Here is a 25,430-nt window from a genome sequence, read left to right on the forward strand (position 1 = left end):
TCAGCCTAAGCCGGATCAGGTTCTCTGGCCCTTAAGAGGCGTGCTCAATGGAACCCTTCGCAATTGCGCGCAATTTTACCGGACTCGAGCTCCGGGAACTGAACAAACAAGACCACGAAAACAACCCCATGCACAGTAGAACGGCCATTGAAAATGCTGGGCTTTTTCGCAGTGCGCGGCGCGGCCGGAGCGGGGCTATCGGGATACATCGGGCCCATGCGCAAGGGCATGTCGCGCGACCGAAATCATCCCGGCTAGAATGAAGCGGAAACAAGCAGGGCGGAAACAATGCCTGGGATCAATCGGGACGGCGTCCGGATCTACTATGAGGTTCACGGCGAAGGTCCGCCGTTGCTGCTGACCCACGGCTACTCCTCGACCTCGGCGATGTGGCATGGCCAGGTCGATGCGCTCGCGAAGCACCACAAGTTGATCCTTTGGGACATGCGCGGCCACGGCCAGTCCGACTATCCCGATGATCCCGCGGCCTACAGCGAAGCGCTCACGGTCGGCGACATGGCGGCGATCCTCGATGCCGTCGGCGCGACACGTGCCGTCATCGGCGGTCTGTCGCTTGGCGGCTACATGTCGCTCGCCTTCTATCGCGCGTATCCGCAACGCGCTCGCGCGCTGCTGATCATCGACACCGGCCCCGGCTTCAAGAAGGATGATGCGCGCAAGGCCTGGAACGCGCGGGCGCTGGCCACCGCCGACAGGCTCGACCGCGAAGGCCTTGACATGCTGAAATCCGCAACGCGCGAGCGCGCGACGGCGAGCCATCGCAACGCCAAGGGGCTTGCTATGGCCGCGCGCGGCATGCTGACCCAGCGCGATGCGCGCGTGATCGAGTTGCTTCCCGACATCAAGGTGCCCTCGCTGGTCGTGGTCGGCGCCGACGACACACCATTCCTCGCCGCGTCCGACTACATGGCAGCCAAAATCCCGGGCGCGCAAAAGGTCGTGATCCCCGCCGCCGGGCACGCCGTCAACATCGATCAGCCCCAGGCTTTTGTTGACGCGGTCGCGCCTTTCCTGAAGAACTTGCCGGGATAGGCCAGAAGGATGTTGGGCAATGAAGCGGGCGATGGTGGTTGCGGGCGCGGTGTTGCTGTCGATGTCTGCGCAGGCCGAGCCGTTCGGCACCGTGCCGCCGCGCCAGCCTTTCGTCACCACCTTGTCGAACAACACGCCGCTCGCCTTCGGCATGGATGCCGAGCAGACCGCTCGCGCTCTCGGGCAGCCGCTGCAATATGTGCGCGGGCGTCCCGGCAACGAGATCTATCTCGCGCTACGCAATCTCGGCGGCAGCGGATTGATCCCCTACCGCCACCGCCTGTTCCTGCAATTCCGCCACGGGCGGCTGGCGGGATGGAAAGAGGACTATGGCGAGAACTGGATGTGGGAGTAGGTGCTGACGCTCATCCTGAGGAGCTTGCGCAGCAAGCGTCTCCAAGGATGAAGGCCCGGCTGCTGCATCTCGGCCTTTCATCCTTCGAGACGCGCGCGAAGGCGCGCTCCTCAGGATGAGGGGATAGATTGGATTGACGGCCAACCAAGAAGGACAACCCGCGTGGGACAAGACATCAAACTGACGGCTTCCGACAATTTCCAGCTCGGCGCCTATCGCGCCGATCCTGCGGGCGGGGCGAAGGGCGCCGTAGTGGTGATCCAGGAGATCTTTGGCGTCAACCATCACATCCGCTCGGTCTGCGATCGCCTCGCCACTGAAGGCTATGTGGCGATCGCACCGTCGATCTTCGACCGCACCTCGCCGAACTTCCAGTCCGGCTACACGCCCGACGAGATCGCCGAAGCACGCAAGTTCGTTGCCAATCCGGACTGGGCCGCGATGCTGCGCGACACGCAAGCCGCGATCGATGCGGTGAAGAGCATCGGCCCGGTGGGTATCATCGGCTTTTGTCTCGGCGGCAGCATCGCTTTTGTCGCGGCGACGCGATTGTCGGGGCTGAAGGCCGCGATCGGCTATTACGGCGGCGCGGTCGTGCGCTTTGCCGACGAGACACCGAAGGTTCCGACGCAGCTGCATTTCGGCGAGAAGGACACCGGCATCCCGCTGACCGACGTCGAAACGATCAAGACCAGGCGGCCGGACGTCGAGGTCTTCATCTATTCCGGCGCCCAGCACGGCTTCCATTGCGACGAGCGGCCGAGCTATGACAAGGCGAGCTCCGACATCGCCTGGCCGCGCAGCATGGAATTTTTCGCGAAGCATTTGAGATAGCGCGCGTCTCTCTCCGCTTGTCATTCCGGGGCGCGACGAAGTCGCGAGCCCGGAAGCCATAACCCGAGTTCGTGGTTATGGATTGCGGGCCTGCACCGCTTCGCGGCGCATCCCGGAATGAAGGAGCGAAGGTGCGCCGCCGGTCAAGCAGGAATCGGGTGGCTGCATCATGGCGCGCGGCGATAGAGCTGGCCGATCAACTCACGCCGGGAGATCGCCATGCAGCAGGCCGATACAAACCTCGTCATCCGCAATCCGTTCGGAACCATGGACGTTCCGGCGCCCAATGACTCCGAGGTGATGGACTATGCCGCTTCCACCGCGCTTGCCGGTGATGCCGCCGACGTCAACGCGGCGCAATGGGCGTCCGTTGCCGCATCATCCGATCCACTCGAAGGCATCTGGGCGAGCCGCTGGAACGGTGGTGCCGATCCGACCATTGCGGGTGATACGCCGGAGACGTGGAAAGAGGGACGCGCTGAAGTTCGGATCACGGGCGATCGCATCTACCTGCGGTTTGATTGGGACCATGGCCGCCGGCACGGGCTGATCGATGCTACGCGCGAAGACACCGGCCGGCTGGTCGGCAAGTACATCAACCTGACCAACCCTGCGATCATGCGGCCGTGGGTCGGGCGCGTGGTCGATGCCCGCAGGATCGACGGATGCTTTCCGAATGGACGGCTGGATTTCAGGCGGTGAGAGCGGACGTGGCGCGCCCCCTCTCTCTTCTCGTCATTCCGGGATTCGCCGCAAGGCGCAGGCCCGGAATCCATGGGGCGTCAGAGTTGGAGGCACGATGGATTCCGGGCTCGCGCTTACGCGCGCCCCGGAATGACGAGGGGAGAGAGTTGGGCTCTGGCCTCAGAACCAGCGCTCGCCGACGAACACGGTGTCGCCCGGCGCCAAGGGTGTGCCGAGCGGCACCACGGCGCGCATGGAGCCGCCGGCCTCGCTGTGCGTCACGGTGACCACATCGCGCTTGGCGCGCGGCGAGAAGCCGCCGGCAATCGCAACGGCGCTTTCGACCGTCATGTTCGGCACATAAGGATACTGGCCCGGCGCGGAGACTTCCCCGAGGATGAAGAACGGACGATAGGTGTCGATCTCGACGGCGACCGAGGGTTCGCGGATGTAGCCGTTGCGCAGGCGCGCCGCGATCTCGCCGGCCAGCCCTGCGGTGGTGCGGCCGCGCGCGGGCACCGCGCCGATCAGCGGCATGGTGATGGAGCCGCCAGCATCGATCGCGTAACTGTTGGTGAGACCTTCCTGGCCGTAGACCACGACGCGGAGCTTGTCGCCGGCGTCGAGATGATAGGAGGCGTCGTAACGCCCCTGCGCCGCCATCGGGGCGGCGTAGCCGACCGGCATGGGCGCGGGCGCGGAGGCAAAGGAGTTGCGCAGCGCGCCGATGGCGCCGCCGCCGTCGGCGACGACAACCGGCTGCGGCGCGCTATAGGGCTGGCCATAGGCCATCGCGTCGAGATCGGGGCGGGGCTGCACCATGGCGACGGGACCGGCGGTCTGCATGCAGCCGCCCAGGGTCAGCGCGGCGGACGCTGCCAAGATCGACCATCGAAACGCGCGTGCAACCGGCACCGGACCTATCCCTCGAAACGAGACGGCTCCAGTGATGCACCGGTTATGGTTAATAAAGCGTTGAGCTGGGGCCGCCGCTCCGCTACCGCGTCGTCATCCCGGGGCGTCGCGATAGCGACGACCCCGGAATCCAGAGATTGTGGCGCGCGCTTCCCAGGTGCGCGATTGCGCACCGTAGTTCGCGCTGGCGCGCGCCCCGGAACGACGGACCGAGACGACTACGCGCTCACGCCGACGCCGATCGGGCAGGACACGCCGGTACCGCCGAGGCCGCAATAGCCGGCGGGGTTCTTCGCCAGATATTGCTGATGATAGTCCTCGGCGAAATAGAACGCGCCGGCGGGCGCGATCTCGGTGGTGATGGCACCGAGCCCCTTTGCGGCAAGCGCCTTCTGGTAAAGCGCCTTCGACTCGTCGGCCGCCTTCTTCTGCGCATCCGAGTAAGTGTAGATCGCGCTTCGGTACTGCGTGCCGACGTCGTTGCCCTGACGCATGCCCTGCGTCGGGTTATGGCTCTCCCAGAACGTCTTCAGAAGCTTCTCGTAAGAGATCTTCTTCGGATCGAACACGACCAGCACCACTTCGGTGTGGGCGGTGCGGCCCGAGCAGACTTCTTCATAGGTCGGGTTCGGCGTGTGGCCGCCGGCATAGCCGACGGCAGTCGTGTAAATGCCGTCGCCGAGCTGCCAGAACTTGCGCTCGGCGCCCCAGAAACAGCCAAGCCCGAACACCGCCTGCTCGAGGCCAGCGGGGTAAGGCGGCTGCAATTTGCTGCCGTTGACGAAATGAATGGTCGCGGTCGGGATGGCTTGCGCACGGCCGGACAGCGCTTCAGCTGCGCTCGGCAATGCGGTGGTCTTGCGCATGAACAGCATGATCGGATCTCCGAAACGAGCTGTGCGTCGCGTGAGCCAGTTGCTCAGGCGGCGTGCTCGCGATCAGGTGGGAATATAGGTCTTTACGCACGAAGGGGCAGCCTTGTTACGCCGCGCCCAGTGCGGTGCTTCAATCCCGGCGCGAAAGATCAATCCCGGCGGGAATTGAAAGATTAATCCCGGCGGGAATTGAAAGATCAATCCCGGGAATAGCCGATCAGCGGCTTGCGCGGCCGGAACAGGATCATCAGGAGAATGCCCACAAGGCCGAGAACGGCAAAGACCGGCTGGTCCAGCACGAGGCGGATCACCGAGGTCCAGAGCCAGGGCGCCTTGGCCTCGACCCAGGTCCGGAACGCGGTCTGGCTCGTCTGGTTGATGTCGTTCCAGAATTGGCCAAACCGGGTGAACCGCAGGGTCTGGTCGGCGACCCAGCGGGCGCCGTCATAGACCATGAAGATGAACCCGCCGGCGAGCAGCAACAGCCCAATCAGTCGGAAAAAGCCGCGGATCATGCCTCACCCTATACGCTCGTCCGGTCGGACGGGCCCAAGAAACGCCGACTAAACGCCGACGAGACGCCGCCAGCCAATAGCCGGGAGGCGGCAGAAATTCAACCTCTTCAGGGCGTTACGGCCCGCGTCTGGCCCGCCTGAGGCCGGTTTTCCGGCCCGGAAAGCGTTGACGGTGCCGCCGACCCTCTCTATAAGGGCGCCAACTGGCGGCGGGCGCAATCCTGCCGCCGCTGTTCTTTGAGCAGTTGCAGGCTCTTTAGGCCTCATGTTCCGGGAACGGCCCGCAACCGAACACCCTAAATCCGAGCGTCGATTCCGCGGTCAAGCAAGCCGGCGCTACCCGACCAAGACGCGACCGGTACCCGCAAAGGATATTGAGACCATGGCCAATACCACTTCCGCCAAGAAAGCGACGCGCAAGATCGCCCGCCGCACCGCCGTCAACAAGTCGCGCCGCACCCAGATGCGCGGCGCCGTGCGCACTGTCGAGGAAGCCATCGCGACCGGCGATCGCGCCGCCGCCGTGAAGGCGCTGGCGACTGCCGAGCCCGCCCTGATGCGCGCCGCGCAGCGCAACATCATTCACAAGAACAACGCCAGCCGCAAAGTCTCGCGCCTCACCGCGCAGATCGCCAAGCTCGCGAAGTAATCTCGGCCTATCATCTGATCGGTTGATCCGGTCGGCACGACAATGAGCCCGGCATCGTGCCGGGCTTTTTTGTTGCCTGTCATATTCACGCAAGCAGTCACGCGCCTCACGATCTCCGCATGGAAGAATTTGCGCTGTCCGCATTATGATGGCGTTCCGCAATTCTACCTGCGGATGATTTTGCAACAGCGGAAACTTTCACCGCGTTGCGAAAAACCCCTGCGGCGCGGGGCTAAGATGAATTGGCGCGCGAGAAAGTTCTACACACCGTAGATTCACTGGAACGCTGCCACAGGTGGAGTTACCCTGTGAAACGAGACTCAAAAAACGATGTCTCGCTAATCACTTATCGACATAGCTGCGGCAAGCATTTGGAAAATTCGCTGGCGCGTCGCTCGCGTGACGCTTTTGTAAAAAATTTTTGGCGGTGGCGGAGAATTGTCACATGAAGCGCCGCATTTTCGATTCTGTGCACGAATCCAAAAACTTGCTTCAGAGCCTGTGCACAAGTCCCGCGCGACGTTAACCGAGGTCAAGATTTTTGATGCCTCAAGTGTGAATCAATTTCGTTGCGAGTCTTTCCGCATAGTGTATTCCTTAAGTCGTTCGCGGCGCCCACGATCTTGAGACCAGCGCGGTATCGGAAACGGGGCGAGCGTGCAAATCGGCGGCGGTGTGCACGTTGGCGACGCTTCAACAAGCGATTGTCGGTTCGAAACCCATAGCAATATGGGAACGGTAGCTTTTTGTCTGAATGTCTCCAAGCGGGATTTCTAGCATCCCGCTCGCGCCAAGCGCATATGAGAGACATCTTGCAGCTACCCCGACATGCGCGATGGCGGAGCCGAACGAACGACTAGTGCAGACGGGCAGGACATCCGCGACAGGAGTACGACGCGGTTGTCTTTTACGCAGGACCTTGCCGTGAGCAATCACGGCAGGACGGGGAGGTATCATGTCCTACGGATTCAATGCGGTATTGATTCAAGTTCCATCGCTCGACGATGCCGTTTCCGATCCGTCCTGCGTTCAGCCTCCTACATGCACGGGCGCGTCGAGTACGCGCTGACCTCGCGACCCCTCCATCAAGGACATCGCTGATCTGACCCGCGGCGCTTCGCGCCGAATGGTCGAGCTATGCCCGACGATGGACTCGCTTGAGGTCGCGTCATTGCCGGGATTCGGCAGGAACCCTGCATGGCGCTCACCGATTCAATCTGAGCTCTCAAGAGAAGTTTTTAACGATGAACACATCGGAACAGGATCGCTGGTCACGCGTGAAGGGTCGGCTGCGCTCGAGCGTTGGCGAAGACGTCTATACGAGCTGGTTTGCACGCATGGATCTCGAAGGCGTGCAGGACGAGAGCGTGCGGCTGTCGGTGCCGACCCGCTTCCTGAAGAGCTGGATCCAGGCCCATTATGCCGAGCGCGTGCTGTCGTGCTGGCAGGCCGAGATGCCGGAAGTGCATCGCATCGACCTCACGGTCCGTTCCGCCGTGCGCCCGGTGGTGCAGGCGAAGGAAGCGCCCGCGCCGGTCGAGGCACGCCGCGCGCCCGCCCCCGAGCTGCGCTCGACCGCGACCGCGCCGGTGTCGGCCAATCATGACGCGCTCGGCGGCTCGCCGCTTGATCCGCGCCTGACCTTTGCGAGCTTCGTCGTCGGCCGCTCCAACACGCTGGCCCATGCGGCCGCGCGCCAGGTCGCCGAGGGACGCCGCGGCGATCCCGTGATGTTCAACCCGCTCTACATCCATGCCGGCGTCGGCCTCGGCAAGACGCATCTCTTGCAGGCCGTGACCTGGGCCGGCAATTCCGGCAACGAGCGCAAGGTGCTGTATCTCACGGCCGAGAAATTCATGTACGGCTTCGTCGCCGCGCTGAAGACGCAGACGGCGCTCGCCTTCAAGGAAGCGCTGCGCGGCATCGACGTGCTCGTGATCGACGACCTGCAGTTCCTGCAGGGCAAGTCGACCCAGGCCGAGTTCTGTCACACGCTGAACGCGCTGATCGATGCCGGCCGCCAGGTCGTGATCGCGGCCGACCGTCCGCCGTCCGATCTCGAGAGCCTCGATGATCGCGTCCGCTCGCGCCTTGCCGGCGGCCTCGTGGTCGAGATGGGCTCGCTCGGCGAGGAGCTGCGCCACGGCATTCTGAAGTCGCGCGTCGCCGCGGCCCGTACCCATCATGCGACCTTCGACGTGCCCGAGGAGGTGCTGCATTATCTCGCACGCACCATCACCCATAACGGCCGCGATCTCGAAGGCGCGATCAACCGCCTCTTGGCGCACTCCAAGCTCAACAACCAGCCGGTGACGCTGGAGATGGCCGAGCGCGAGGTGCGTGACCTGGTCCGGCCGCAGGAGCCGAAGCGGATCAAGATCGAGGACATCCAGCGCGTGGTGGCACGGCAGTACAACGTCAGCCGCTCCGACCTGCTGTCCTCGCGCCGCACCGCCAATGTGGTCCGCCCGCGCCAGGTGGCGATGTACCTCGCCAAGACGCTGACCCTGCGCTCGCTCCCCGAGATCGGCCGCCGCTTCGGCGGACGCGACCACACCACGGTGCTCCACGCCGTGCGCAAGATCGAGGCACTGGTCTCCAAGGACACCGCGCTGTCGGAGGAAGTGGAATCGCTGAAGCGCCAGCTTCAGGAATAAAGGCCTAGGCCTCCTGCCATTCTCCCGCCGCCCCGGCCACGCCCGGGCGGCGGTTTTCGTTTGGGCGGTAAATCGTGGGAATCGTGCGGAACTGCCCCCCGATCCCTTGAATCCGGGGGCCATCCGAGCCACCTTGCGCGACCCTGACGGCTTTGGTCATATCGGCTGGATGATCCGGCTTTTCGGGGTCTTCGGTGCCGCGGCGCTTTTCGGCTGCCCGGCCTTCTCAAACGCTGAGTTTTCCTTGGGGATCGGGCGAGTAGTGCAATGAAGGTTACGGTCGAACGCGCGCAACTCCTGAAGTCACTGGGCCATGTCCACCGCGTGGTCGAGCGCCGCAACACCATCCCGATCCTCGGCAACGTGCTGGTCCGCGCCGATAACGCCAAATTGTCGCTGAAGGCGACCGACCTCGACCTCGAGGTGACGGAAACGCTGGCGGCGGAAACCGCCACCGCCGGTTCCACCACCGTGCCGGCGCACATGTTCTACGACATCGTGCGCAAGCTGCCTGACGGCTCGCAGATCGTGCTGGAGGCCGACGGCGACCGCGCCGTGCTGGCGATCCGCGCCGGCCGCTCGCGCTTCACGCTGCAGACGCTGCCGGAGAATGATTTCCCGGATCTGGCCGCCGGCGACATGTCGCACTCCTTCTCGCTCGCCGCCAAGGACGTCAAGCGGCTGATCGATCGCACCCAGTTCGCGATCTCGACGGAAGAGACGCGCTATTATCTCAACGGCATCTATCTGCACGCCGCCGGCACCGCGAAGGCCGCGACCCTGCGCGGCGTTGCCACCGACGGCCACCGCCTCGCCCAGCTCGACCTGGTGCAGCCCAAGGGCGCCGAGGGCATGCCCGGCGTGATCGTGCCGCGCAAGACCGTCGGCGAGGTGCAGCGCCTGATCGAGGACACCGACGCCGAGATGACGATCGAGCTGTCGCAGGCCAAGATCCGCTTTACCATCGGCAATGTGGTGCTGACCTCGAAGCTGATCGACGGCACCTTCCCCGACTATGGCCGCGTCATTCCGCAAGGCAACGACAAGGAGCTCGTCGTCGACAAGAAGGATTTCGAGAACGCAGTCGACCGCGTCTCCACCATCTCCAGCGAGCGCGGCCGCGCGGTCAAGCTGTCACTGTCGGCGGGCAAGCTGGTGCTGTCGGTGACCAACCCGGATTCCGGCAGCGCGACCGAGGAGCTCGAGGTCGAATACGCCTCCGACGCCCTCGATATCGGCTTCAACTCCCGCTATCTGCTCGACATCGCCGCCCAGATCGAAGGCGAGGTCGCGACGCTGAGACTGGCCGACCCCGGCTCGCCCACCCTGGTCCAGGACCGCGACGACAAGAGCGCGCTGTACGTGCTGATGCCGATGCGGGTGTGAGGGGCGTGGTCCTCCTCCCGCGATACCTTCCGTGTGGAGACAATCCCTCACCCGGCTTCGCTGCGCGAAGCCACCCTCTCCCACAAGGAGAGAGGGTGAAGCCTCCCCCTTTCCCCGTCGAAACAAGCGCGATGCACGTTGCTGTGCCCTCTCCCCTTGTGGGAGAGGGCATCTCCGCTGTCGGATAAACACTCAGTCGGGTGAGGGGTTCGTGCCGCAGGAGCCATCCCATCGGCCAGTCGCCAAGCGGCTCCGCCAATTCGCGAAGAACATGCGACACGAACCGACGGATGCGGAAGCCGCAATGTGGCGCTTGCTGAGGGATCGTCGGCTCTCCACTTTCAAGTTTCGCCGACAGGTGCCGTTCAAGAACTACATCCTCGACTTCGTCTGTTTCGAGAAGCGCCTCATGATCGAGATCGATGGCAGTCAACACGCGGAATCGCGGCGGGACACAGTTCGGGATGCCGCACTTGCCGCCGAAGGCTTCGCCATCGCCCGCTATTGGAACAATGACGTACTGCAACAGCCCACCTCTGTATTGGAGGACATCCTTGCAAAGCTTGCCGGGCGGTAACATACCCCTCACCCGTCGCCTCACTTCGTGAGGCGCCACCCTCTCCCACAAGGGGAGAGGGGAAGAACCGCGTTCACGACGAATAACTCATGACCCCCTCCCGCATTCATCGCCTGACGCTGACGCATTTTCGCAATTACCGGGCGGCGGGGCTCGAGACGGCGGCTGACATGGTGGCGCTGGTCGGACCGAACGGGGCGGGCAAGACCAATTGCATCGAGGCGATCTCGTTCCTGTCGCCGGGCCGGGGCCTGCGGCGCGCCACGCTGGAGGATGTCGCCGACAACCAGGGCGACGGCTCCTGGGCGGTGTCGGCGCAGGTGGAGGGCGCGCTGGGGCTGGCGACGCTCGGCACCGGCATCGATGCGCCGCGTGCAGACAGCCCGGTCAGCCGGCGCTGCCGCATCGATCGCGAGCCGGTCAATTCCGCAGCCAGCTTCGGTGACCACATCCGCATGGTCTGGCTGACGCCGGCGATGGACGGGCTGTTCATGGGCGCCGCGTCCGAGCGGCGGCGCTTCTTCGACCGCCTGGTGCTCGCCATCGACAACGAGCATTCCAGCCGCATCAACGCGCTGGAACGTTCCCTGCGCTCGCGCAACCGGCTGCTCGAGACGCGCAATTACGACGACCATTGGTGTGACGCGATCGAGCGCGAGACCGCCGAGCTTGCGGTTGCGGTCGCCGCAACGCGCGGCCAGACCGCGGCGCGGCTGACCGGCATGCTCAACGCGCGCGCGCAAGCTTCCGCGTTTCCATCCGCTCAGATCGCGCTCGACGGCTGGATGGAGAATGCGCTGCTCCAGGAGACCGCGACCTCGGTTGAGGACCGCTACCGCCAGATCCTGCGCGACAACCGTCCGCGCGATGCCATCGCCGGCCGCACCACCGACGGCCCGCATCTCACCGACCTCCAGGTGATCTACGCGCCGAAGAGCATGCCGGCGCGCGACGCCTCGACCGGCGAGCAAAAGGCGCTGCTGATCGGGCTCGTGCTGGCGCATGCGAGCCTGGTCGCCGAGATGACCGGCATCGTGCCGCTGCTGCTGCTCGACGAGGTCGTCGCCCATCTCGATCCTAGCAGGCGCGCCGCGCTGTTCGACGAGCTGCGCAAGCTCGGCGCGCAGGTCTGGCTGACCGGCGCGGACCCGGCCGCCTTCGCGGAGATCGGCGCCGGCGGCGAGGTGTTTGACGTCGAGAGCGGACGGGTTTCGGCCCGACCAAAGCCGGCGCATTGAACCCGACCGATTTCGATCGCGACTAGTTGCCAGAGGCCGCGCCGACGGTGTCGCAGCCGTTACCGCGCGATCAATGACGCGCAGATCTCTTGGCAAGTTTCTTGGAGAGTGAGATGCGGACGGTAATGCCCGGGGCGCAAGCCTCGGCACGATGGCGGGCGTTTGTGTGCGGCCTCGTTTTCCTCGCGATCTGCATGCTCGCGGCAAGCGCCAGCGCCTGGGCGCCGCATATCTCAGTGCTGTTCTCGTCCGCGCTCACGCCGGATCCCGGGACCAAGCTGCCCGCGCCGACCCGCTACAGCTACAGGGGCATCCACACCACCGTGGTGAGCGGCATCGAGGCCCCGCTCCGCACCAGGCTGGAGGCGACCGTCCCTGCCGATCTCGGCGACGTGCTCGCCTTCTACCGCAGCGAGCTCGACAAGCTCGGCTGGAAAGAAAAGCCCGATGGCGCGGTGATCGGCGCCGATCACGTCCAGCTCGCCTTCGCTTCCCCGCTCGGACCGGCGCTGCTGGATCTCCACCGCAAGGACAGCAGCACCGCAGTCGAGCTCGTGCAGAAGAATTCGGACACGGCAACCAGGGCGAACGTCATGCCCGAACCCGGCCAGGCCAAGGTGGTGTTCTCCAATATCGGCGAGACCGAGGCCGTGCTGACGATCGACGCGCGGACCATCACGCGCGCGGGTGGCGCCAACGCCGTCGCGCTGGATCTGCCGCCCGGCAAATATTCTTACCAAGTGAATGTGCCGGGCCGCGCGGCTCATACCAACACCCTCGTCGTCGCGGCCGGTGATACCTGGGAGCTCACGGTCGGACGCAACGGCGACGCGTGGTCACCGCTCCATCTGTATTGAGCCTGGGTCAGCCCTCTGCGCCCGCTACCACGGTACCCGGTTGAACCTGCCCGGTCCCCGCCGCGACTTCTCATCCGAGGCCGCGCCGACGATGTCGCAGCCCGCAATCGCGCGAGGGATTGCCCTGCGCGAAATCCAGGAGTTTTGGCGATGTCGATGATCAAGCGCGGGACGCAGGTCCCGGCACGCTGGCGGCTGCTTGCCTGCGGTCTTCTGCTGATGGCGAGCGCGACGCTGCCGGCGCGCGCCGACGACGGTATCGTCGACGTCCACGCGCTGCCGCAGCTCGAGGGCGCGGTGGCGGATACCTCGCTCGGAAAGAGCGACCGCGTCGAATATCGCATGCCGACGCCGGAGGCGGTGACGGCGCCGGCCGTGAAGAAGCTCCTGAGCGCCAACGGCTGGGTGCCCTATGTGCGCCCGCTGGAGGAGAAGAGCGCCACGCTGAATTTCAAGAAGGGCCGGCAGGGCCTTTCGGTCTTTCTCACACAGGCCCTGGGCCGGCCCGACCAGTCAGTGGTTCATTATTCGCACGACCGTATCTACGGAAACGTGCCGTTCCCCGACGGCGCGCTCGGCATCGTGTTCGATGGCACCAGGCCCTATCTCGGTTGCATTGCGCCTGACACGCTCGAGGCGACGTTGGATTTCTACACGAGAGAGATGGCCGCGATCGGCTGGCGCAAGCTCACGCCGGAAACGGCCGCGCGATGGACCAATGCCAGCCTCGACGAGACCATTCCGAACGGCGCGCGCGTGTACTACGAGCATCCCGACAGCGAAGCGACCGGCTTCTACAGGCAGAAGCCCGTGATGCTGACGATGACGCGCCGCGACGACGGCAAGACCAATGTCGAGATCCGGACGGCCCTGTTCGCCCTGCCGGCCGAGCTCAAGCTCGACGGCGATTCCGCAGGCTTTCCACGGCCGGACTCAACCAAGACGTCCATGGGCAAGGGCAACGCGACCACCGCCAAGCGCGAAATGTCGGCCGCTGTGATGGCCGATCTGCCCGCCGTGCTCGCCTTCTATCGTCGCGAGCTCAGCGCGCGCGGCTGGCGGAACGATGGCAATGCCGCGCTCAACCCCGGCGACGAGGTGGCGATCAAGGTGTCCACGGCGGAGGAAACCGGCGTGCTGCGGCTTGGCCGCAAATATGATTTCACCATGGTCAGCCTCGCCACGCAGCTGACGGACGCGGCGATCGCGGCGCGGATCAAGGCGAAGAAGGAAGCCGACGAGAAGTTCTTCAGGGATGCCGAGATCGCGGCCAAGCAGGTCATCGCCGCCGACGAGGCACGCCGGAAGGTGCAGGCAGCCGCGCTGTCCGATGCCCCGCTCAACGCGCTCGCGAACAGCAACACGCCGGTGCCGCTGCCGGAGAACGCCGAGGGGGTGAGGTTCGAAGGCAATGGCGGCCACCTCGAATTCTCCTCGACCGCGAGCGTCAAGGCGCTCACCGCGTTCTATCGTGCATCGCTCAAGCCTGCCGGCTGGAAGGAGCAGCCCTCCGTGATCAACCAGCCCAATATGGCGGTGATGGAATTCTCCAGGAGCGGCAAGTCGATTTCGATGACGGTGATGCAGATGGGCCCGAAGGTGAATGTCAGCGCCAGCGGATCGGGCCTGGTGATGGCCGCGGCCAAGCCGGCAGCCTTGCCGGCAGCCTTGCCGGAGGTGCAGGCGAAATCCTCCGAGCCGCTCAAGCCCGACACCGAATCCCAGCTGCCCGTGCCGACGCAGCGGTCGTCGACCTCGATCGCAACATCGAAACTGCCGGGCACGGAGACGCCGTTCCGCCGCGAGCTGGAAGCCCGCATCCCCGCCCCGCTCAGCGACGTGCTGGCGTTCTACCGCACCGAGCTCGGAAAGCTCGGCTGGCAGGAAAAGGCCCACGGCGCGACCGTGTCCGCGGAGCGCGCGCAGATCGACTTCACCTCGCCGCAAGGGCCGGCCGTGCTCAAGCTCGGCCGCGACAAGGGCGAGACCACAGTCAATCTGGCGCAGAAGAATCCGGAGGCCGCGACGAAAGCAGACATCATGCCCAAGCCGGGCCAGGCCAGGGTGATGATCGGCAACATGGGCGACAAGGAAGCTTCGCTCACGATCAACAAGCAGACCGTCAAGATCGCGGCCGGCGCCGGCGGCCCGCAATCGCCGAAAGGTCCGATGCTCGATCTGGCGCCCGGGACATACCAGTACGCGCTGCGCATGCCGGGGCGCCCGGCCCGCACCGAAACCCTCACGGTCGCCGCGGGCGATGCCTGGGGCCTGATGGTGGGGCCGACCGGCGAGGTGCTGCCGCTGCAGATGTATTGAGCCCCCCGCCTGGGCCTGTCATGGCGAGATTGAACCAGTCGGGTTCCTGAGGCGACTAGACGCCTGGAGGCGATGGCGACCATGTCGCAGCCGCCGCATGGCGCGAAAATCACAACGCGCGACATTCCTGGAGTGTGAGTAAGACGATGGTCAAACGCGCGTCAAATATTCCGACGGGATGGCGGCTGGTGGTGTGCGGCCTCTTGCTTCTCGCGAGCTGCCCGCTTCCGGCGCACGCCGAGGGCGCGGTGCCCCACATGGCGCGGCTGTATTTGGCGCGGCTGTGGCCCGGGCCGCTCAAGCTCGATCCTGATGTCGATCTGCCCGTGCCGACCCGGATCAGCCATAGGCACTTCACCACCCAATATGCTGATGGCGTCAAGGCTCCGATCCGGCGTACGCTCAGCGCCAGCATCCCTGCCGAGTTCAGCGACGTGCTCGCCTTCTACCGTGCCGAGCTGCCGAAGCTCGGCTGGCAGGAAGTGGCAGGTGGGCCCATGGTCGCAGCCGAGCACGCGGAGCTCTCGTTCACATCCCCGCAGGGGCCCGTCAGCATGAAGCTTGACCGCTCGAAGGACGAGACCACCGTCGAGCTGGTGCAGCGAAATACGGAAGCCGCGGCCAAGGCCAATTTCCTGCCGATCGCAGGACAAGCGCGGCTGATATTCGGCTATCTCGTGCCTGATGTCGCTTCGCTCGCGATCAATGATCAAATCGTCAAGATCGAAGGCGGCCTCAATCACCCGCAAATGCTGGATCTGCCGCCGGGCACCTATTCCTACCAGCTGCTCGTGTCGGGCCATCCGGTGCGCACCGATTCCATCACTGTGGCCGCGGACGAGGCCTGGGCCCTCAGGTTGAGTGACGACGAGAGCAAGTCGGACCGGGTCTACTGAACCCGTCGCCTGTTCGGAGGCACCACAGCGCCTCGGAACAGGCCTCCGCACCCCCGCAAAATCCACGCCTTTAGGGGTCCGAAACGGGCGCTCGAATCGGCCTTTTCGCGAGCCTCCGAATCGGCCTTCAAAAGCCTTGAAAACCGGCAGAAAAACCCTATCTGCTCAAAGGGTTGCCGGAGGATACTTTGCGCTAGGCGCAAGCGGTCTTTCATGGCACAAATAGGCTCGCAAATCAGCGCCTTTTGCGCCGCTGATTCGGGCGACATCTCGAAGGCCTCTCATGACAGAACCTGCTCGGCAGCCCGCTGCCGAAAACGAGCCCTCCAATCCGAGCGAATACGGTGCGGAATCGATCCGCGTGCTCAAGGGTCTCGATGCCGTCCGCAAGCGCCCCGGCATGTATATCGGCGACACCGATGACGGCTCGGGCCTGCACCACATGGTGTACGAGGTCGTCGACAACGCGATCGACGAGGCGCTCGCGGGCCACGCCTCGCGCGTCGACGTGATCCTCAATGCCGACAATTCCGTCACCGTGCGCGACGATGGCCGCGGCATTCCCGTCGACATCCACAAGGGCGAAGGCATCTCGGCGGCCGAGGTCATCATGACCCAGCTCCACGCCGGCGGAAAATTCGACCAGAATTCCTACAAGGTCTCCGGCGGCCTGCACGGCGTCGGCGTCTCCGTCGTCAACGCGCTGTCGAGCAAGCTCGGCCTGCGCATCTGGCGCGACGACAAGGAACATTACATCGAGTTCGCCCATGGCGATGCCGTGGCACCGCTGAAGGTCGTTGGCGATGCGCCCGGCCGGCGCGGCACCGAGGTGACGTTCCTGGCCTCGACCGAGACGTTCAAGAACGTCGAATATGATTTCGCCACCCTCGAGCATCGCCTGCGCGAGCTCGCCTTCCTCAATTCCGGCGTCAACATCATCCTCTCCGACATGCGCCATGCGGTCGAGAAGCGCGAGGAGATGCACTATTCCGGCGGCGTCGAGGAGTTCGTCAAATATCTCGACCGCAACAAGAAGGCGCTGGTGCCGGCGCCCATCATGGTGCGCTCGGAAGCCAACGGCATCGGCGTCGAGGCCGCCTTGTGGTGGAATGACAGCTACCACGAGAACGTGCTGTGTTTCACCAACAACATCCCGCAGCGTGACGGCGGCACCCATCTGGCCGGCTTCCGCGGCGCGCTGACGCGCCAGGTCAACGGTTATGCCGAGGCCAATGCGAAAAAGGAAAAGATCGCGCTCACCGGCGACGACTGCCGCGAGGGCCTCACCGCCGTGTTGTCGGTGAAGGTGCCGGACCCGAAATTTTCGTCGCAGACCAAGGACAAGCTGGTGTCCTCGGAAGTGCGCCCCGTGGTCGAGAACGTCCTCAACGAGGCGCTCCAGGCCTGGTTCGAGGAGCACCCGTCCGAGGCCAAGATGATCGTCGGCAAGGTGATCCAGGCCGCCGCCGCCCGCGAAGCTGCGCGAAAGGCGCGCGAGCTGACGCGCAAGAGCCCGCTGTCGGTCTCCTCGCTGCCCGGCAAGCTCGCCGACTGCCAGGAAAAGGACCCGGCCAAGTCCGAGCTCTTCATCGTCGAGGGTGACTCGGCAGGCGGCAGCGCCAAGCAGGGCCGCAACCGCGAATTCCAGGCAGTGCTGCCACTGCGCGGCAAGATCCTCAACGTCGAACGCGTCCGCCCCGACAAGATGCTGTCGTCCGAGCAGATCGGCACGTTGATCACCGCGCTCGGCACCGGCATCAGCGACGAATTCTCGGTCGAGAAGCTGCGCTACCACAAGATCATCGTGATGACGGACGCCGACGTCGACGGCGCCCATATCCGCACGCTGCTGCTGACCTTCTTCTACCGGCAGATGCGCGACATCATCGACGGCGGCTATCTCTATATCGCCCAGCCGCCGCTCTATAAGGTCTCGCGCGGCAAGTCCGAGCAGTATCTGAAGGACGAGCGGGCGCTGGAGGACTATCTGATCGACGCCGGGCTCGACGACTGCGTGTACATCCCCGGCACCGGCGGCGACCGGTCCGGCCGCGATTTGCGCGCGCTGGTGGACGATGCCCGCGTCGTCCGCAGCATCCTGCGCAACCTGCACAGCCGCTACAACCGCAAGGTGGTCGAGCAGGCCGCCATCACCGGTGTGCTGAACAAGTCGGTCTACGGTAACCCCGAGAACGCCACGGCCGCGGCTCAGTACATCGCGACCCGGCTGGACAGCCAGGCCGAGGAGGTCGAGCGCGGCTGGATTGGGCAGTTCGTCGAGGGCCAGGGCTTCCTGTTCGAGCGCACCGTGCGCGGCGTCAAGGAAGCGGCCATTATCGACGACGCGCTGCTCGGCTCCGCCGAGGCCCGCAAGCTCGACGAGTACGCGCCAAAGCTCCAGGACGTCTACGCCCGCTCCGGCAAGCTGCGGCGCAAGGACTCGGAGCACGTGGTCCACGGCCCGACCGACCTGTTCGAGGCGGTCACCGATTCGGGGCGCAAGGGCATCACGCTGCAGCGCTACAAAGGCCTGGGCGAGATGAATCCGGAGCAGCTCTGGGAGACCACGCTCGACACCGAGGTGCGCTCGCTGCTGCAGGTGAAGGTCAAGGAGGTCGACGAGGCCGACGACATCTTCACCAAGCTGATGGGCGACGTGGTCGAACCGCGCCGCGACTTCATCCAGGAACATTCGCTGAGCGCGACCATCGATATCTGAGGCGGGTTGGCTTGATCGGCCACCATGGACGCAGATCACCTCTCCCGCAGGGAGAGGTGATCGAATCCCCTGAACCTCGCCACCCTCCCCCGCGACGAAGTAGCGTGCCCCACGGGCCGCTGCCGCGTTGCCGACGCGAATGTCACCGAGCACGCTGGACGAGAGCGCCGGAGCCGAAGTGCGAGCCGGCGCGATGGACCTGAGGGCAGATCACGGATGAGGTCCGAGCGACATGTTGCCGATTTTAGCTGACCATCGCCAAATGTACGTGCAGCAGGTCTTCGAAATGGCCGAGCTCTTCGGCTTCGAGACCCGCAACAAGTATCGTATTCGCGATCAAAATGGCCGCGATCTGCTCTATGCGGCCGAACAGCAAAAGGGAATTCTCGGCTTCCTGGGGCGCCAGGCATTCGGGCATTGGCGCTCTTTTGAGGTTCATTTTTTCGACAATGCCCGCCAGCCGGTCATGCGCGGGATTCATCCCTTCCGCTGGTTCTTTCAGTGCCTGGAGCTGCGTTCGCGCGACGGCCGCCTCATCGGAACCATCGAGCGTCAGTTTTCGATTCTCACCAAGACCTTCCATGTGCACGATGCGCAGGGGAGAGTGGTGCTCGAAGTCAGCTCGCCATTTTGGCGCGTATGGACCTTTCCGTTCATGCGCGGCGGGCGAGAACACGCGCGCGTTGCGAAGAAATGGTCCGGCCTCGGTGCTGAACTGTTCACCGACCGCGATAATTTTCTGGTGGAGTATCTCGAACGCAGCCTGACGGAAGATGAGCGAGCGCTGGTTCTCGCAGCTGCGATCTACATCGATCTCATGTACTTCGAAGTCAAAGGCGAGGGCGGAGCCATCAATTTGTTCCGGAATTGAAGCGCGGTGTAACCCAGAGGGAGCGCATCGGGCTGCTGCAGGGGCCGTTCGTCACAAGCTCCGACCTCATCCTGAGAAACCCGCGTCAGCGGGCGTCTCGAAGGATGGCCGCGGGTGACATACGTGCCTGCATGGTCCGCCAGGCAATGCGGGTATCGTCCTCAGAGCGCGTTCCGCGCTCCTCACCATGAGGAATTGGCGGTCTCCCCAGGCCTACCAGCGCAATTGCTCCCCTGCTCAAATCTCTGTAGGTTCCGCCCGAAACAGGCCCGCCCCACTCATCAGGACAGCGAGAATTCATTTGGCGCCCATCCAGTACATCGTCGAGGGCGGTCACCGGCTCTCGGGCTCGATCGAGCCGTCCGGCAACAAGAATTCGGCACTGCCGATCATCGCCGCCGCCCTGCTCACCGAGCATCCGGTGACGCTGGAGAACGTGCCGCGGATTCGCGACACCGAGACGCTGGTCGAACTGATACGCTCGGTCGGGGCGTCCGCGGAATGGACCGGGCGCAACACACTCCACATCCACGCCAAGAGCATCCGCGCCGCCGATCTCGACCCCGAGCTCTGCGTCCGCATCCGGGCCTCGATCCTGCTCGCCGGCCCCCTGCTCGCCCGCTGCGGCGAAGTGATGCTGCCGCCGCCCGGGGGCGACGTCATCGGCCGGCGCCGGCTCGACACCCACGTGCTGGCGCTCGAACAGCTGGGCGCCAAGGTGACGGCGACCGACCGACTCGAATTCCGCGCTGCGAAGCTCGCCGGGGCGGACGTGTTCCTGGACGAGCCGAGCGTCACCGCGACCGAGAATGCGCTGGTGGCGGCCGTCGCCGCCGACGGCGTCACCTATTTGCGCAACGCCGCCTCCGAGCCGCATGTGCAGGATCTCGCCAATTTCCTGGTCGCGCTCGGCGCCAGGATCGAGGGCATCGGCACCAACACCATGGTCGTGCACGGGCCGGCGACGCTGGGGGAAACCACTTACCGGATCCAGCCCGACCATATCGAGGTCGGCTCGCTGATCGGCCTTGCCGCCGTGACGCGCTCTCCCTTGCGCATCGTGCGCGCCGGCGTCGAGCACCTGCGCTCGATCCGCATGGGCTTCGAACGGCTCGGCATCGTCTGCCGCATCGAGGGCGACGATCTCATCGTGCCGTCGAACCAGACGCTGAAGATCCAGGACGATTTCGGCGGCCACGTGCCGAAGCTGGAGGACCAGCCCTGGCCGGCCTTCCCGGCCGATTTGATGTCGATCGCGATCGTCACCGCCACGCAATGCGAGGGCGTGATCCTGATGTTCGAGAAGATGTTCGAGTCGCGGATGTTCTTCGTCGACAAGCTGATCGCGATGGGCGCGCGTATTGTCCTCTGCGATCCTCACCGCGCCATCATCGCCGGTCCCAGCCGCCTGCACGGCGCGACCATGACCTCGCCCGACATCCGCGCCGGCATGGCGATGCTGCTCGCGGCCGTGTGTGCCGAGGGCACCTCTACCATCAACAACGCCGACCAGATCGAACGCGGCTATGAGCGCATCGAGGAACGGCTGAACGCGCTGGGCGCCAAGATCAAGCGCGTACCGGAAAGGAAGAGCTGAGGCAGCTTTCTTCCTTCTCCTCTTGCGGGAGAAGGTGGCATAGGCGCCTTCGGCCGCCGTTCTCAAGAACGCCGAAGCAAAGCTTCGGCTATGGCGCCGGATGAGGGGTTCTCTCCACGAATTCAAGTGAGAATTGGACTCGCGGACAGAACCCCTCACCCGTCTCGCCGCTATCGCGGCGAGCCACCCTCTCCCACAAGGGGAGAGGGAAAAGAAGCCCGCGCCACGCACAGTATCGTAGGATGGGCAAAGCACAGCGTGCCCACCATTTCTCTCTAAATCATTGATAGACGTGGCCACGGCGCAAGCGCGCCTTTGCCGACCCTACGATCCCTGAAAATGGTCTCGTGCCCCGGACGCAGCGCAGCGCTTCTTCAGCGGTGCGCTGCTGAGCCGGGGCCCATGCGACTGCGAGCTACGCCTGTGGCTCCTGGGTCCCGGCTCGCGCTTCGCGCGTCCGGGACACATGGGCCATGTTTTCGTCGCCCGGTTGTGCTAATGAGCCGCCATGCTCGACACCGTCCAACAGCATGCGCAGCCGCAAGCCGGCGTGCCGCAAAATCATCTCGCGCAAGAATTCGGCGAGACGCTGCGGCTGGCCGTGCCGATGATGCTGACACAGCTCGGACAGATCGCGATGATCACCACTGATCTCGCGCTGATCGGGCGGCTCGGCGAGGATGCGGTGGCCGCTGCGGCGCTGGCGCATACGGTCTATTTCGTCAGCTTCACCTTCGGGCTCGGACTGATGTCGGCGGTGTCGCCGCTGGCCGCGCAGGCGTTCGGCGCCGGCGATGTCAGGCGGATCCGCCGCTCTCTTCGCGTCGGGCTATGGGCCGCGCTGCTGATCTCGCTGCCGATGATGGCCTCGCCGCTCTATGGCGAACAGATCCTGCTCGCGCTCGGCCAAATGCCGCAAGCCGCCGCGCTCGCCCAGCGCTATCTGAACGGTCTCGCCTGGGGCATCGCACCTGCGCTCGGCTTCATCGCGCTGCGCAGCATGATGAGCGCGGTGAACCGGCCGCAGGCACCGCTGTGGATCACGCTCGCGGCCATCCCGATCAACGCCGCGCTGGTCTATGTCCTGATCCACGGCCTGCTCGGCCTGCCGGAGCTCGGCCTGTTCGGCGCGGGCCTTGCCACCACGCTGGTCAATCTCGGCACCTTTCTCGCCGCGCTCGCCATCGCAGGGCTGCGCAAGCCGTTTGCCGACTACCGCCCGCTCGCCCATCTCTGGCGGATCGACTGGCCGTTGATGCGCCAGCTCATCGCGGTCGGCGCGCCGATCTCGTTTTCCCTGCTGCTGGAATATGGCCTATTCTCCTCCGCCGCGCTGCTGATGGGACTGATCTCGACCACGGCGCTCGCCGCGCACCAGATCGCGCTCCAGGTCACCGCCGTGCTGTTCATGGTGCCGCTCGGCGTCGGCATGGCAGCGACGGTGCGCGTCGGCCATGCCTTCGGCCGCAACGACATGGTCGCGGTGAGACGCGCAGGCCTCGTCGCAGCCGTGCTCGGGATCGCGTTCGTGTCCGCCCTGACCGTCGCGATCGTCCTCGGCCGCTACGAGCTCGGACGGCTGTTCTTCGGCCGCAGCGAGGCCAGCGCGGCGACGGTCGAGCTGACGGCAACGCTGCTGCTGGTCGGCGCGAGCTTCTTCGTCGCCGACGGCCTCCAGACCATCATGGGCGGCGCGCTGCGCGGCATCAATGACACCAGGATGACGCTGGTGTTCGCGGCGATCGGCTATTGGTGCGTGGCCTTTCCGATCGCCTGGATTCTTGCTTTCCACACGGGGCTGGGCGCGGTCGGGGTCTGGATCGGGTTCTCGGTCGGCACCTTCGTCTATGCCGGGCTCCTGATCTTGCGCTTCCAGATGCTAGCGCGCAAACTGGCGGGATGATCGGAACGGTCCGCGAAGTCACTCCTGATGTCGACGCCGGCGTTGTGCTCGCCGGCGCGCAGTTCATCGATGCCTTTCGCGTCGAGGTCGGTGCGACGCAATTGAGCGCCCGCGAGGCCTGCACCCGCATGGTGCTGCACGGGCCGCGCTGGATCGACACACTGACGCGACTGCGCAACGTCCTGGTGAAACCCTTCGGACTGAAGACGTCGGGCGACGGTGCTCCGGCTCCTTACGGGATGATCGGCCTGTTTCCAGTGCTGAGCGAAACGCCGGAGCAGCTCATCGCCGGGTTTGACGACTACCATCTCGATTTCCGCGTCGTGGTTGACATCGCCGGCGGTGCGGCGGACCGGCGGGTGACATTGACCACGCTGGTGCGGACCAACAATCTGCTCGGGCGCACCTACCTCAGGCTGATCGTACCGTTCCACAAGCTTGTGGCCCGCAGCATGATGGGAGACATCGCGGAGCCGGCCCGATGACGCTGTCCGTCGACCTCTTCTACTCCTACCGCAGCCCCTTCAGCTATCTGGCGCTGCCGAAGACGCTGAAGCTGGTCGCGGAGTACGACCTCGCGGTGAACCTCCGGCCGGTCTATCCGCTCGCGGTCCGCGTGCCCGGTTTTTTCAAGAAGGCCAGCCCGAACTTCATTCGCTACATCGTGCTCGACAGCACGCGCGTGGCGCAGCACGAGGGCATTCCGTTCCGCTTTCCCAGGCCCGATCCGATCGTACAGGACAAGGTGACGCTCGATGTCGCGACCGAGCAGCCCTACATCCACCGCCTGACCCGGCTGGGCGCCATGGCGCAGCTCGAGGGACGCTCGCTCGCATTTACAGATGCGATCGCGCGCGTGCTGTGGGACGGTTCGGTCTCGGGGTGGAACGAAGGCGACCATCTCGCGCGCGCCGCGGAGAAAGCGGGCTTCGATCTTGCCGCGATGGATGAAGCGATCACCGCTGATCCGGGCCGCTATGAGCAGGTGATCGCGGAGAACGAGAAGGACCACGCCGCGTCAGGCCATTGGGGCGTGCCGACCTTCGTGTTCGAGAACGAGCCGTTCTTCGGGCAGGACCGCATCGATCTCTTGGTCTGGCGTATGCAGGGCAAGGGGCTGTCGAAGCGCCAGGCATGAACCGGTTTCGCCGAAGCCGCGACTGAGACGTGGTGCCCCGATGCCGGCGGCACGGTCGGAGGTCGCATGCATCTGGCAAAATTCTTCCATCGCCCGCCCGGCGACGACGATCGCGAGCTGATACTGATCCCGGGCCACGATCCCCTGGTGCTCGGCATCCACATGAACTGGACGGGCGATCCGGACGCGGAAGAATTCCTGCGCAAGGAGTTTTCCAACATCGCCGACGCTGCCGCGGCCTTCCGCCGCCATGTCGGCGAGCTCGTCGCTTCCGGCTATGTCGAGACGGACCATACCAATTACACGCTGCGCGACCTCGGACCCGGTCCGCGAGCCAAGCCGGACTGGCAGAGAGGCCTGGACGAGCTGATGATCCTGGCGCTCAGCGCGCCGATGGCCGAGCAGGCGAGGCAGCTCGACGCGCTCAAGGGCACGCCGGCCGAGCATGAGCCGCTGTATCTCTGGCACGCCGCTCGCCGCAGCAAGGTCGACGGTGGAAATCCCCCGCAAGCGGTGCGCCTTGCCGAACAGGCGCGCGATACGCTCATTGCACGGCGGGCTGCCGGGCAGCCGCATTATGCATGGTCGATCTATGAGAACGACCTCGAGGGACGCATCCTGGACTTGCTGAGCGATGCCTATCTTCAGGCCGACAATCCCGACGAGGCGCTGAAGACGATCGAGCATGTCTGCAAGATCGCCCCGAGTCAGGGCCGGATCGTCAAGCGCGCCGAGCTGCTCTGCGGCTATTTCCCCGAGCGGCGGGAGGAAGCCTTCGACGATGCCTATCAATGGTCGCAGTTCGGCGGCTTCGAGGACATCATGGCGCTGCCCGGCTATGCCGAATATGAGGCGCGGCGCAAGGCAAGCAAATCCGCCAAAGGCTGGCGCTGGAAGCGCGGCAAGCCGGCGAGCGAAGCAGGCATCAGCGCCGCGGAGCAGGCGCTCGGCGTTCGGCTGCCCGACGACTATCGCAAATTCCTGCTGACCCGCGGCGAGACCGAGCTCTTGGTTCGGTTGCCCAAGTCGTCATCCGAGCTCCGCTTCTATGCACCGGGCGAGCTCGCCACGCAGCAGCGCAATGTCCTCGATTTCATCGCCCATTCCGAGGACGAGCTCGAAGAGGCCTGCGCCTATTTCCGAAAAGAATACGGCGTCTCGTTAAAGCACCTGGTGCCCATCGCCGAGCCGTCGCAGCTCAGCCGCTGCCTGCTGCTCCATGTCGAGGAGGGCGAGCGCTACGGCTGGTGCTTCCGATGGGACCATGACGGCGCATGGGAGCTGGAGCAACAGCAGCCGGGTTTTGACGTGGCGTTGAAGAGACTGACCGACGGCATCAAGCGGCGCGAGGCGGAGCAGCTCGCGTTCTTCGATCTCTAGAGCTTCTTTTGA

The 25,430-nt window shown here is 65.0% G+C and carries 22 protein-coding genes; 19 read left to right on the forward strand and 3 right to left on the reverse strand.

Annotated elements, in window-relative coordinates; genetic code table 11:
* The first annotated feature begins 288 nt into the window (after positions 1–288).
* From A5906_RS02855 to A5906_RS02870, 4 genes are all read left to right on the forward strand, one after another.
* On the forward strand, positions 289–1,053 hold the full coding sequence (locus tag A5906_RS02855) for an alpha/beta fold hydrolase (RefSeq protein ID WP_080133728.1): 765 nt from the start codon (positions 289–291) through the stop codon (positions 1,051–1,053).
* Positions 1,054–1,072: 19 nt separating this feature from the next.
* Positions 1,073–1,408: a hypothetical protein gene (locus A5906_RS02860; protein ID WP_018644244.1), complete on the forward strand. Its 336-nt coding sequence runs from the start codon at positions 1,073–1,075 to the stop codon at positions 1,406–1,408.
* 162 nt (positions 1,409–1,570) lie between these two features.
* Positions 1,571–2,242 (forward strand): dienelactone hydrolase family protein, encoded by a 672-nt coding sequence (locus tag A5906_RS02865; RefSeq protein WP_080133729.1) that lies wholly within the window; start codon positions 1,571–1,573, stop codon positions 2,240–2,242.
* Positions 2,243–2,461: 219 nt separating this feature from the next.
* Complete coding sequence (locus A5906_RS02870) at positions 2,462–2,944, forward strand: hypothetical protein (protein WP_080133730.1); 483 nt, start codon at positions 2,462–2,464, stop codon at positions 2,942–2,944.
* 162 nt (positions 2,945–3,106) lie between these two features.
* On the opposite strand, the gene A5906_RS02875 is transcribed toward A5906_RS02870, so the two are convergent.
* From A5906_RS02875 to A5906_RS02885, 3 genes are all read right to left on the reverse strand, one after another.
* Positions 3,107–3,841 (reverse strand): polysaccharide biosynthesis/export family protein, encoded by a 735-nt coding sequence (locus tag A5906_RS02875; RefSeq protein WP_080133731.1) that lies wholly within the window; start codon positions 3,839–3,841, stop codon positions 3,107–3,109.
* Between the two features lie 218 nt (positions 3,842–4,059).
* Positions 4,060–4,716 carry a peptide-methionine (S)-S-oxide reductase MsrA gene (msrA, locus tag A5906_RS02880; protein WP_080133732.1) on the reverse strand — a complete coding sequence of 219 codons (657 nt, stop codon included), beginning with the start codon at positions 4,714–4,716 and terminating at the stop codon, positions 4,060–4,062.
* Between the two features lie 197 nt (positions 4,717–4,913).
* Complete coding sequence (locus A5906_RS02885) at positions 4,914–5,231, reverse strand: hypothetical protein (RefSeq protein WP_080133733.1); 318 nt, start codon at positions 5,229–5,231, stop codon at positions 4,914–4,916.
* Between the two features lie 382 nt (positions 5,232–5,613).
* On the opposite strand from A5906_RS02885, the gene rpsT reads away from it, so the two are divergent.
* From rpsT to A5906_RS02960, 15 genes are all read left to right on the forward strand, one after another.
* Positions 5,614–5,880, forward strand: a complete 267-nt coding sequence (gene rpsT, locus A5906_RS02890) for a 30S ribosomal protein S20 (RefSeq protein ID WP_080133734.1) — start codon at positions 5,614–5,616, stop codon at positions 5,878–5,880.
* A gap of 1,244 nt (positions 5,881–7,124) precedes the next feature.
* Positions 7,125–8,537 (forward strand): chromosomal replication initiator protein DnaA, encoded by a 1,413-nt coding sequence (dnaA, locus tag A5906_RS02895; protein WP_080133735.1) that lies wholly within the window; start codon positions 7,125–7,127, stop codon positions 8,535–8,537.
* A 267-nt stretch (positions 8,538–8,804) separates the two neighbouring features.
* A complete protein-coding gene (gene dnaN / locus A5906_RS02900) occupies positions 8,805–9,923 on the forward strand; it encodes a DNA polymerase III subunit beta (protein WP_080133736.1) in 1,119 nt (372 codons plus the stop codon).
* Positions 9,924–10,134: 211 nt separating this feature from the next.
* Positions 10,135–10,500, forward strand: a complete 366-nt coding sequence (locus A5906_RS02905) for an endonuclease domain-containing protein (protein WP_080133737.1) — start codon at positions 10,135–10,137, stop codon at positions 10,498–10,500.
* Between the two features lie 89 nt (positions 10,501–10,589).
* Complete coding sequence (recF, locus tag A5906_RS02910) at positions 10,590–11,738, forward strand: DNA replication/repair protein RecF (protein WP_080133738.1); 1,149 nt, start codon at positions 10,590–10,592, stop codon at positions 11,736–11,738.
* 113 nt (positions 11,739–11,851) lie between these two features.
* Positions 11,852–12,595: a hypothetical protein gene (locus tag A5906_RS02915; protein WP_080133739.1), complete on the forward strand. Its 744-nt coding sequence runs from the start codon at positions 11,852–11,854 to the stop codon at positions 12,593–12,595.
* Positions 12,596–12,745: 150 nt separating this feature from the next.
* On the forward strand, positions 12,746–14,914 hold the full coding sequence (locus A5906_RS02920; protein ID WP_080133740.1) for a hypothetical protein: 2,169 nt from the start codon (positions 12,746–12,748) through the stop codon (positions 14,912–14,914).
* A gap of 146 nt (positions 14,915–15,060) precedes the next feature.
* On the forward strand, positions 15,061–15,810 hold the full coding sequence (locus tag A5906_RS02925; RefSeq protein WP_245326566.1) for a hypothetical protein: 750 nt from the start codon (positions 15,061–15,063) through the stop codon (positions 15,808–15,810).
* Between the two features lie 283 nt (positions 15,811–16,093).
* Positions 16,094–18,529: a DNA topoisomerase (ATP-hydrolyzing) subunit B gene (gyrB, locus tag A5906_RS02930; protein WP_080133741.1), complete on the forward strand. Its 2,436-nt coding sequence runs from the start codon at positions 16,094–16,096 to the stop codon at positions 18,527–18,529.
* Between the two features lie 232 nt (positions 18,530–18,761).
* Positions 18,762–19,400, forward strand: a complete 639-nt coding sequence (locus A5906_RS02935; RefSeq protein WP_080133742.1) for a phospholipid scramblase-related protein — start codon at positions 18,762–18,764, stop codon at positions 19,398–19,400.
* Positions 19,401–19,701: 301 nt separating this feature from the next.
* Positions 19,702–20,997 (forward strand): UDP-N-acetylglucosamine 1-carboxyvinyltransferase, encoded by a 1,296-nt coding sequence (murA, locus tag A5906_RS02940; RefSeq protein ID WP_080133743.1) that lies wholly within the window; start codon positions 19,702–19,704, stop codon positions 20,995–20,997.
* 508 nt (positions 20,998–21,505) lie between these two features.
* Positions 21,506–22,900, forward strand: coding sequence for an MATE family efflux transporter (locus A5906_RS02945; protein WP_080133744.1), 1,395 nt, complete (start codon positions 21,506–21,508; stop codon positions 22,898–22,900).
* Positions 22,897–23,385, forward strand: a complete 489-nt coding sequence (locus A5906_RS02950) for a DUF2867 domain-containing protein (protein ID WP_080133745.1) — start codon at positions 22,897–22,899, stop codon at positions 23,383–23,385. The genes A5906_RS02945 and A5906_RS02950 overlap by 4 nt, the downstream gene beginning before the upstream one ends.
* Complete coding sequence (locus A5906_RS02955) at positions 23,382–24,038, forward strand: 2-hydroxychromene-2-carboxylate isomerase (RefSeq protein ID WP_080133746.1); 657 nt, start codon at positions 23,382–23,384, stop codon at positions 24,036–24,038. The genes A5906_RS02950 and A5906_RS02955 overlap by 4 nt, the downstream gene beginning before the upstream one ends.
* A 66-nt stretch (positions 24,039–24,104) precedes the next feature.
* Entirely contained in the window at positions 24,105–25,418 is a 1,314-nt protein-coding gene (locus tag A5906_RS02960; RefSeq protein WP_080133747.1) for an SMI1/KNR4 family protein, read from the forward strand.
* Positions 25,419–25,430: the final 12 nt, after the last annotated feature.

The sequence above is a fragment of the Bradyrhizobium sacchari genome (assembly GCF_002068095.1).
In the GTDB taxonomy this organism is placed as follows: Bacteria; Pseudomonadota; Alphaproteobacteria; order Rhizobiales; family Xanthobacteraceae; genus Bradyrhizobium; species Bradyrhizobium sacchari.

What these genes read in the sequence shown, in the direction of transcription:
- A5906_RS02855 (WP_080133728.1), top strand. Translation starts at nt 289, where the DNA reads ATGCCTGGGATCAATCGGGACGGCGTCCGGATCTACTATGAGGTTCAC.
- A5906_RS02860 (WP_018644244.1), top strand. Translation starts at nt 1,073, where the DNA reads ATGAAGCGGGCGATGGTGGTTGCGGGCGCGGTGTTGCTGTCGATGTCT.
- A5906_RS02870 (WP_080133730.1), top strand. Translation starts at nt 2,462, where the DNA reads ATGCAGCAGGCCGATACAAACCTCGTCATCCGCAATCCGTTCGGAACC.
- msrA (WP_080133732.1), bottom strand. Translation starts at nt 4,716, where the DNA reads ATGCTGTTCATGCGCAAGACCACCGCATTGCCGAGCGCAGCTGAAGCG.
- A5906_RS02885 (WP_080133733.1), bottom strand. Translation starts at nt 5,231, where the DNA reads ATGATCCGCGGCTTTTTCCGACTGATTGGGCTGTTGCTGCTCGCCGGC.
- rpsT (WP_080133734.1), top strand. Translation starts at nt 5,614, where the DNA reads ATGGCCAATACCACTTCCGCCAAGAAAGCGACGCGCAAGATCGCCCGC.
- dnaA (WP_080133735.1), top strand. Translation starts at nt 7,125, where the DNA reads ATGAACACATCGGAACAGGATCGCTGGTCACGCGTGAAGGGTCGGCTG.
- dnaN (WP_080133736.1), top strand. Translation starts at nt 8,805, where the DNA reads ATGAAGGTTACGGTCGAACGCGCGCAACTCCTGAAGTCACTGGGCCAT.
- recF (WP_080133738.1), top strand. Translation starts at nt 10,590, where the DNA reads ATGACCCCCTCCCGCATTCATCGCCTGACGCTGACGCATTTTCGCAAT.
- A5906_RS02915 (WP_080133739.1), top strand. Translation starts at nt 11,852, where the DNA reads ATGCGGACGGTAATGCCCGGGGCGCAAGCCTCGGCACGATGGCGGGCG.
- A5906_RS02920 (WP_080133740.1), top strand. Translation starts at nt 12,746, where the DNA reads ATGTCGATGATCAAGCGCGGGACGCAGGTCCCGGCACGCTGGCGGCTG.
- A5906_RS02925 (WP_245326566.1), top strand. Translation starts at nt 15,061, where the DNA reads ATGGTCAAACGCGCGTCAAATATTCCGACGGGATGGCGGCTGGTGGTG.
- gyrB (WP_080133741.1), top strand. Translation starts at nt 16,094, where the DNA reads ATGACAGAACCTGCTCGGCAGCCCGCTGCCGAAAACGAGCCCTCCAAT.
- A5906_RS02935 (WP_080133742.1), top strand. Translation starts at nt 18,762, where the DNA reads ATGTTGCCGATTTTAGCTGACCATCGCCAAATGTACGTGCAGCAGGTC.
- A5906_RS02945 (WP_080133744.1), top strand. Translation starts at nt 21,506, where the DNA reads ATGCTCGACACCGTCCAACAGCATGCGCAGCCGCAAGCCGGCGTGCCG.
- A5906_RS02950 (WP_080133745.1), top strand. Translation starts at nt 22,897, where the DNA reads ATGATCGGAACGGTCCGCGAAGTCACTCCTGATGTCGACGCCGGCGTT.
- A5906_RS02955 (WP_080133746.1), top strand. Translation starts at nt 23,382, where the DNA reads ATGACGCTGTCCGTCGACCTCTTCTACTCCTACCGCAGCCCCTTCAGC.
- A5906_RS02960 (WP_080133747.1), top strand. Translation starts at nt 24,105, where the DNA reads ATGCATCTGGCAAAATTCTTCCATCGCCCGCCCGGCGACGACGATCGC.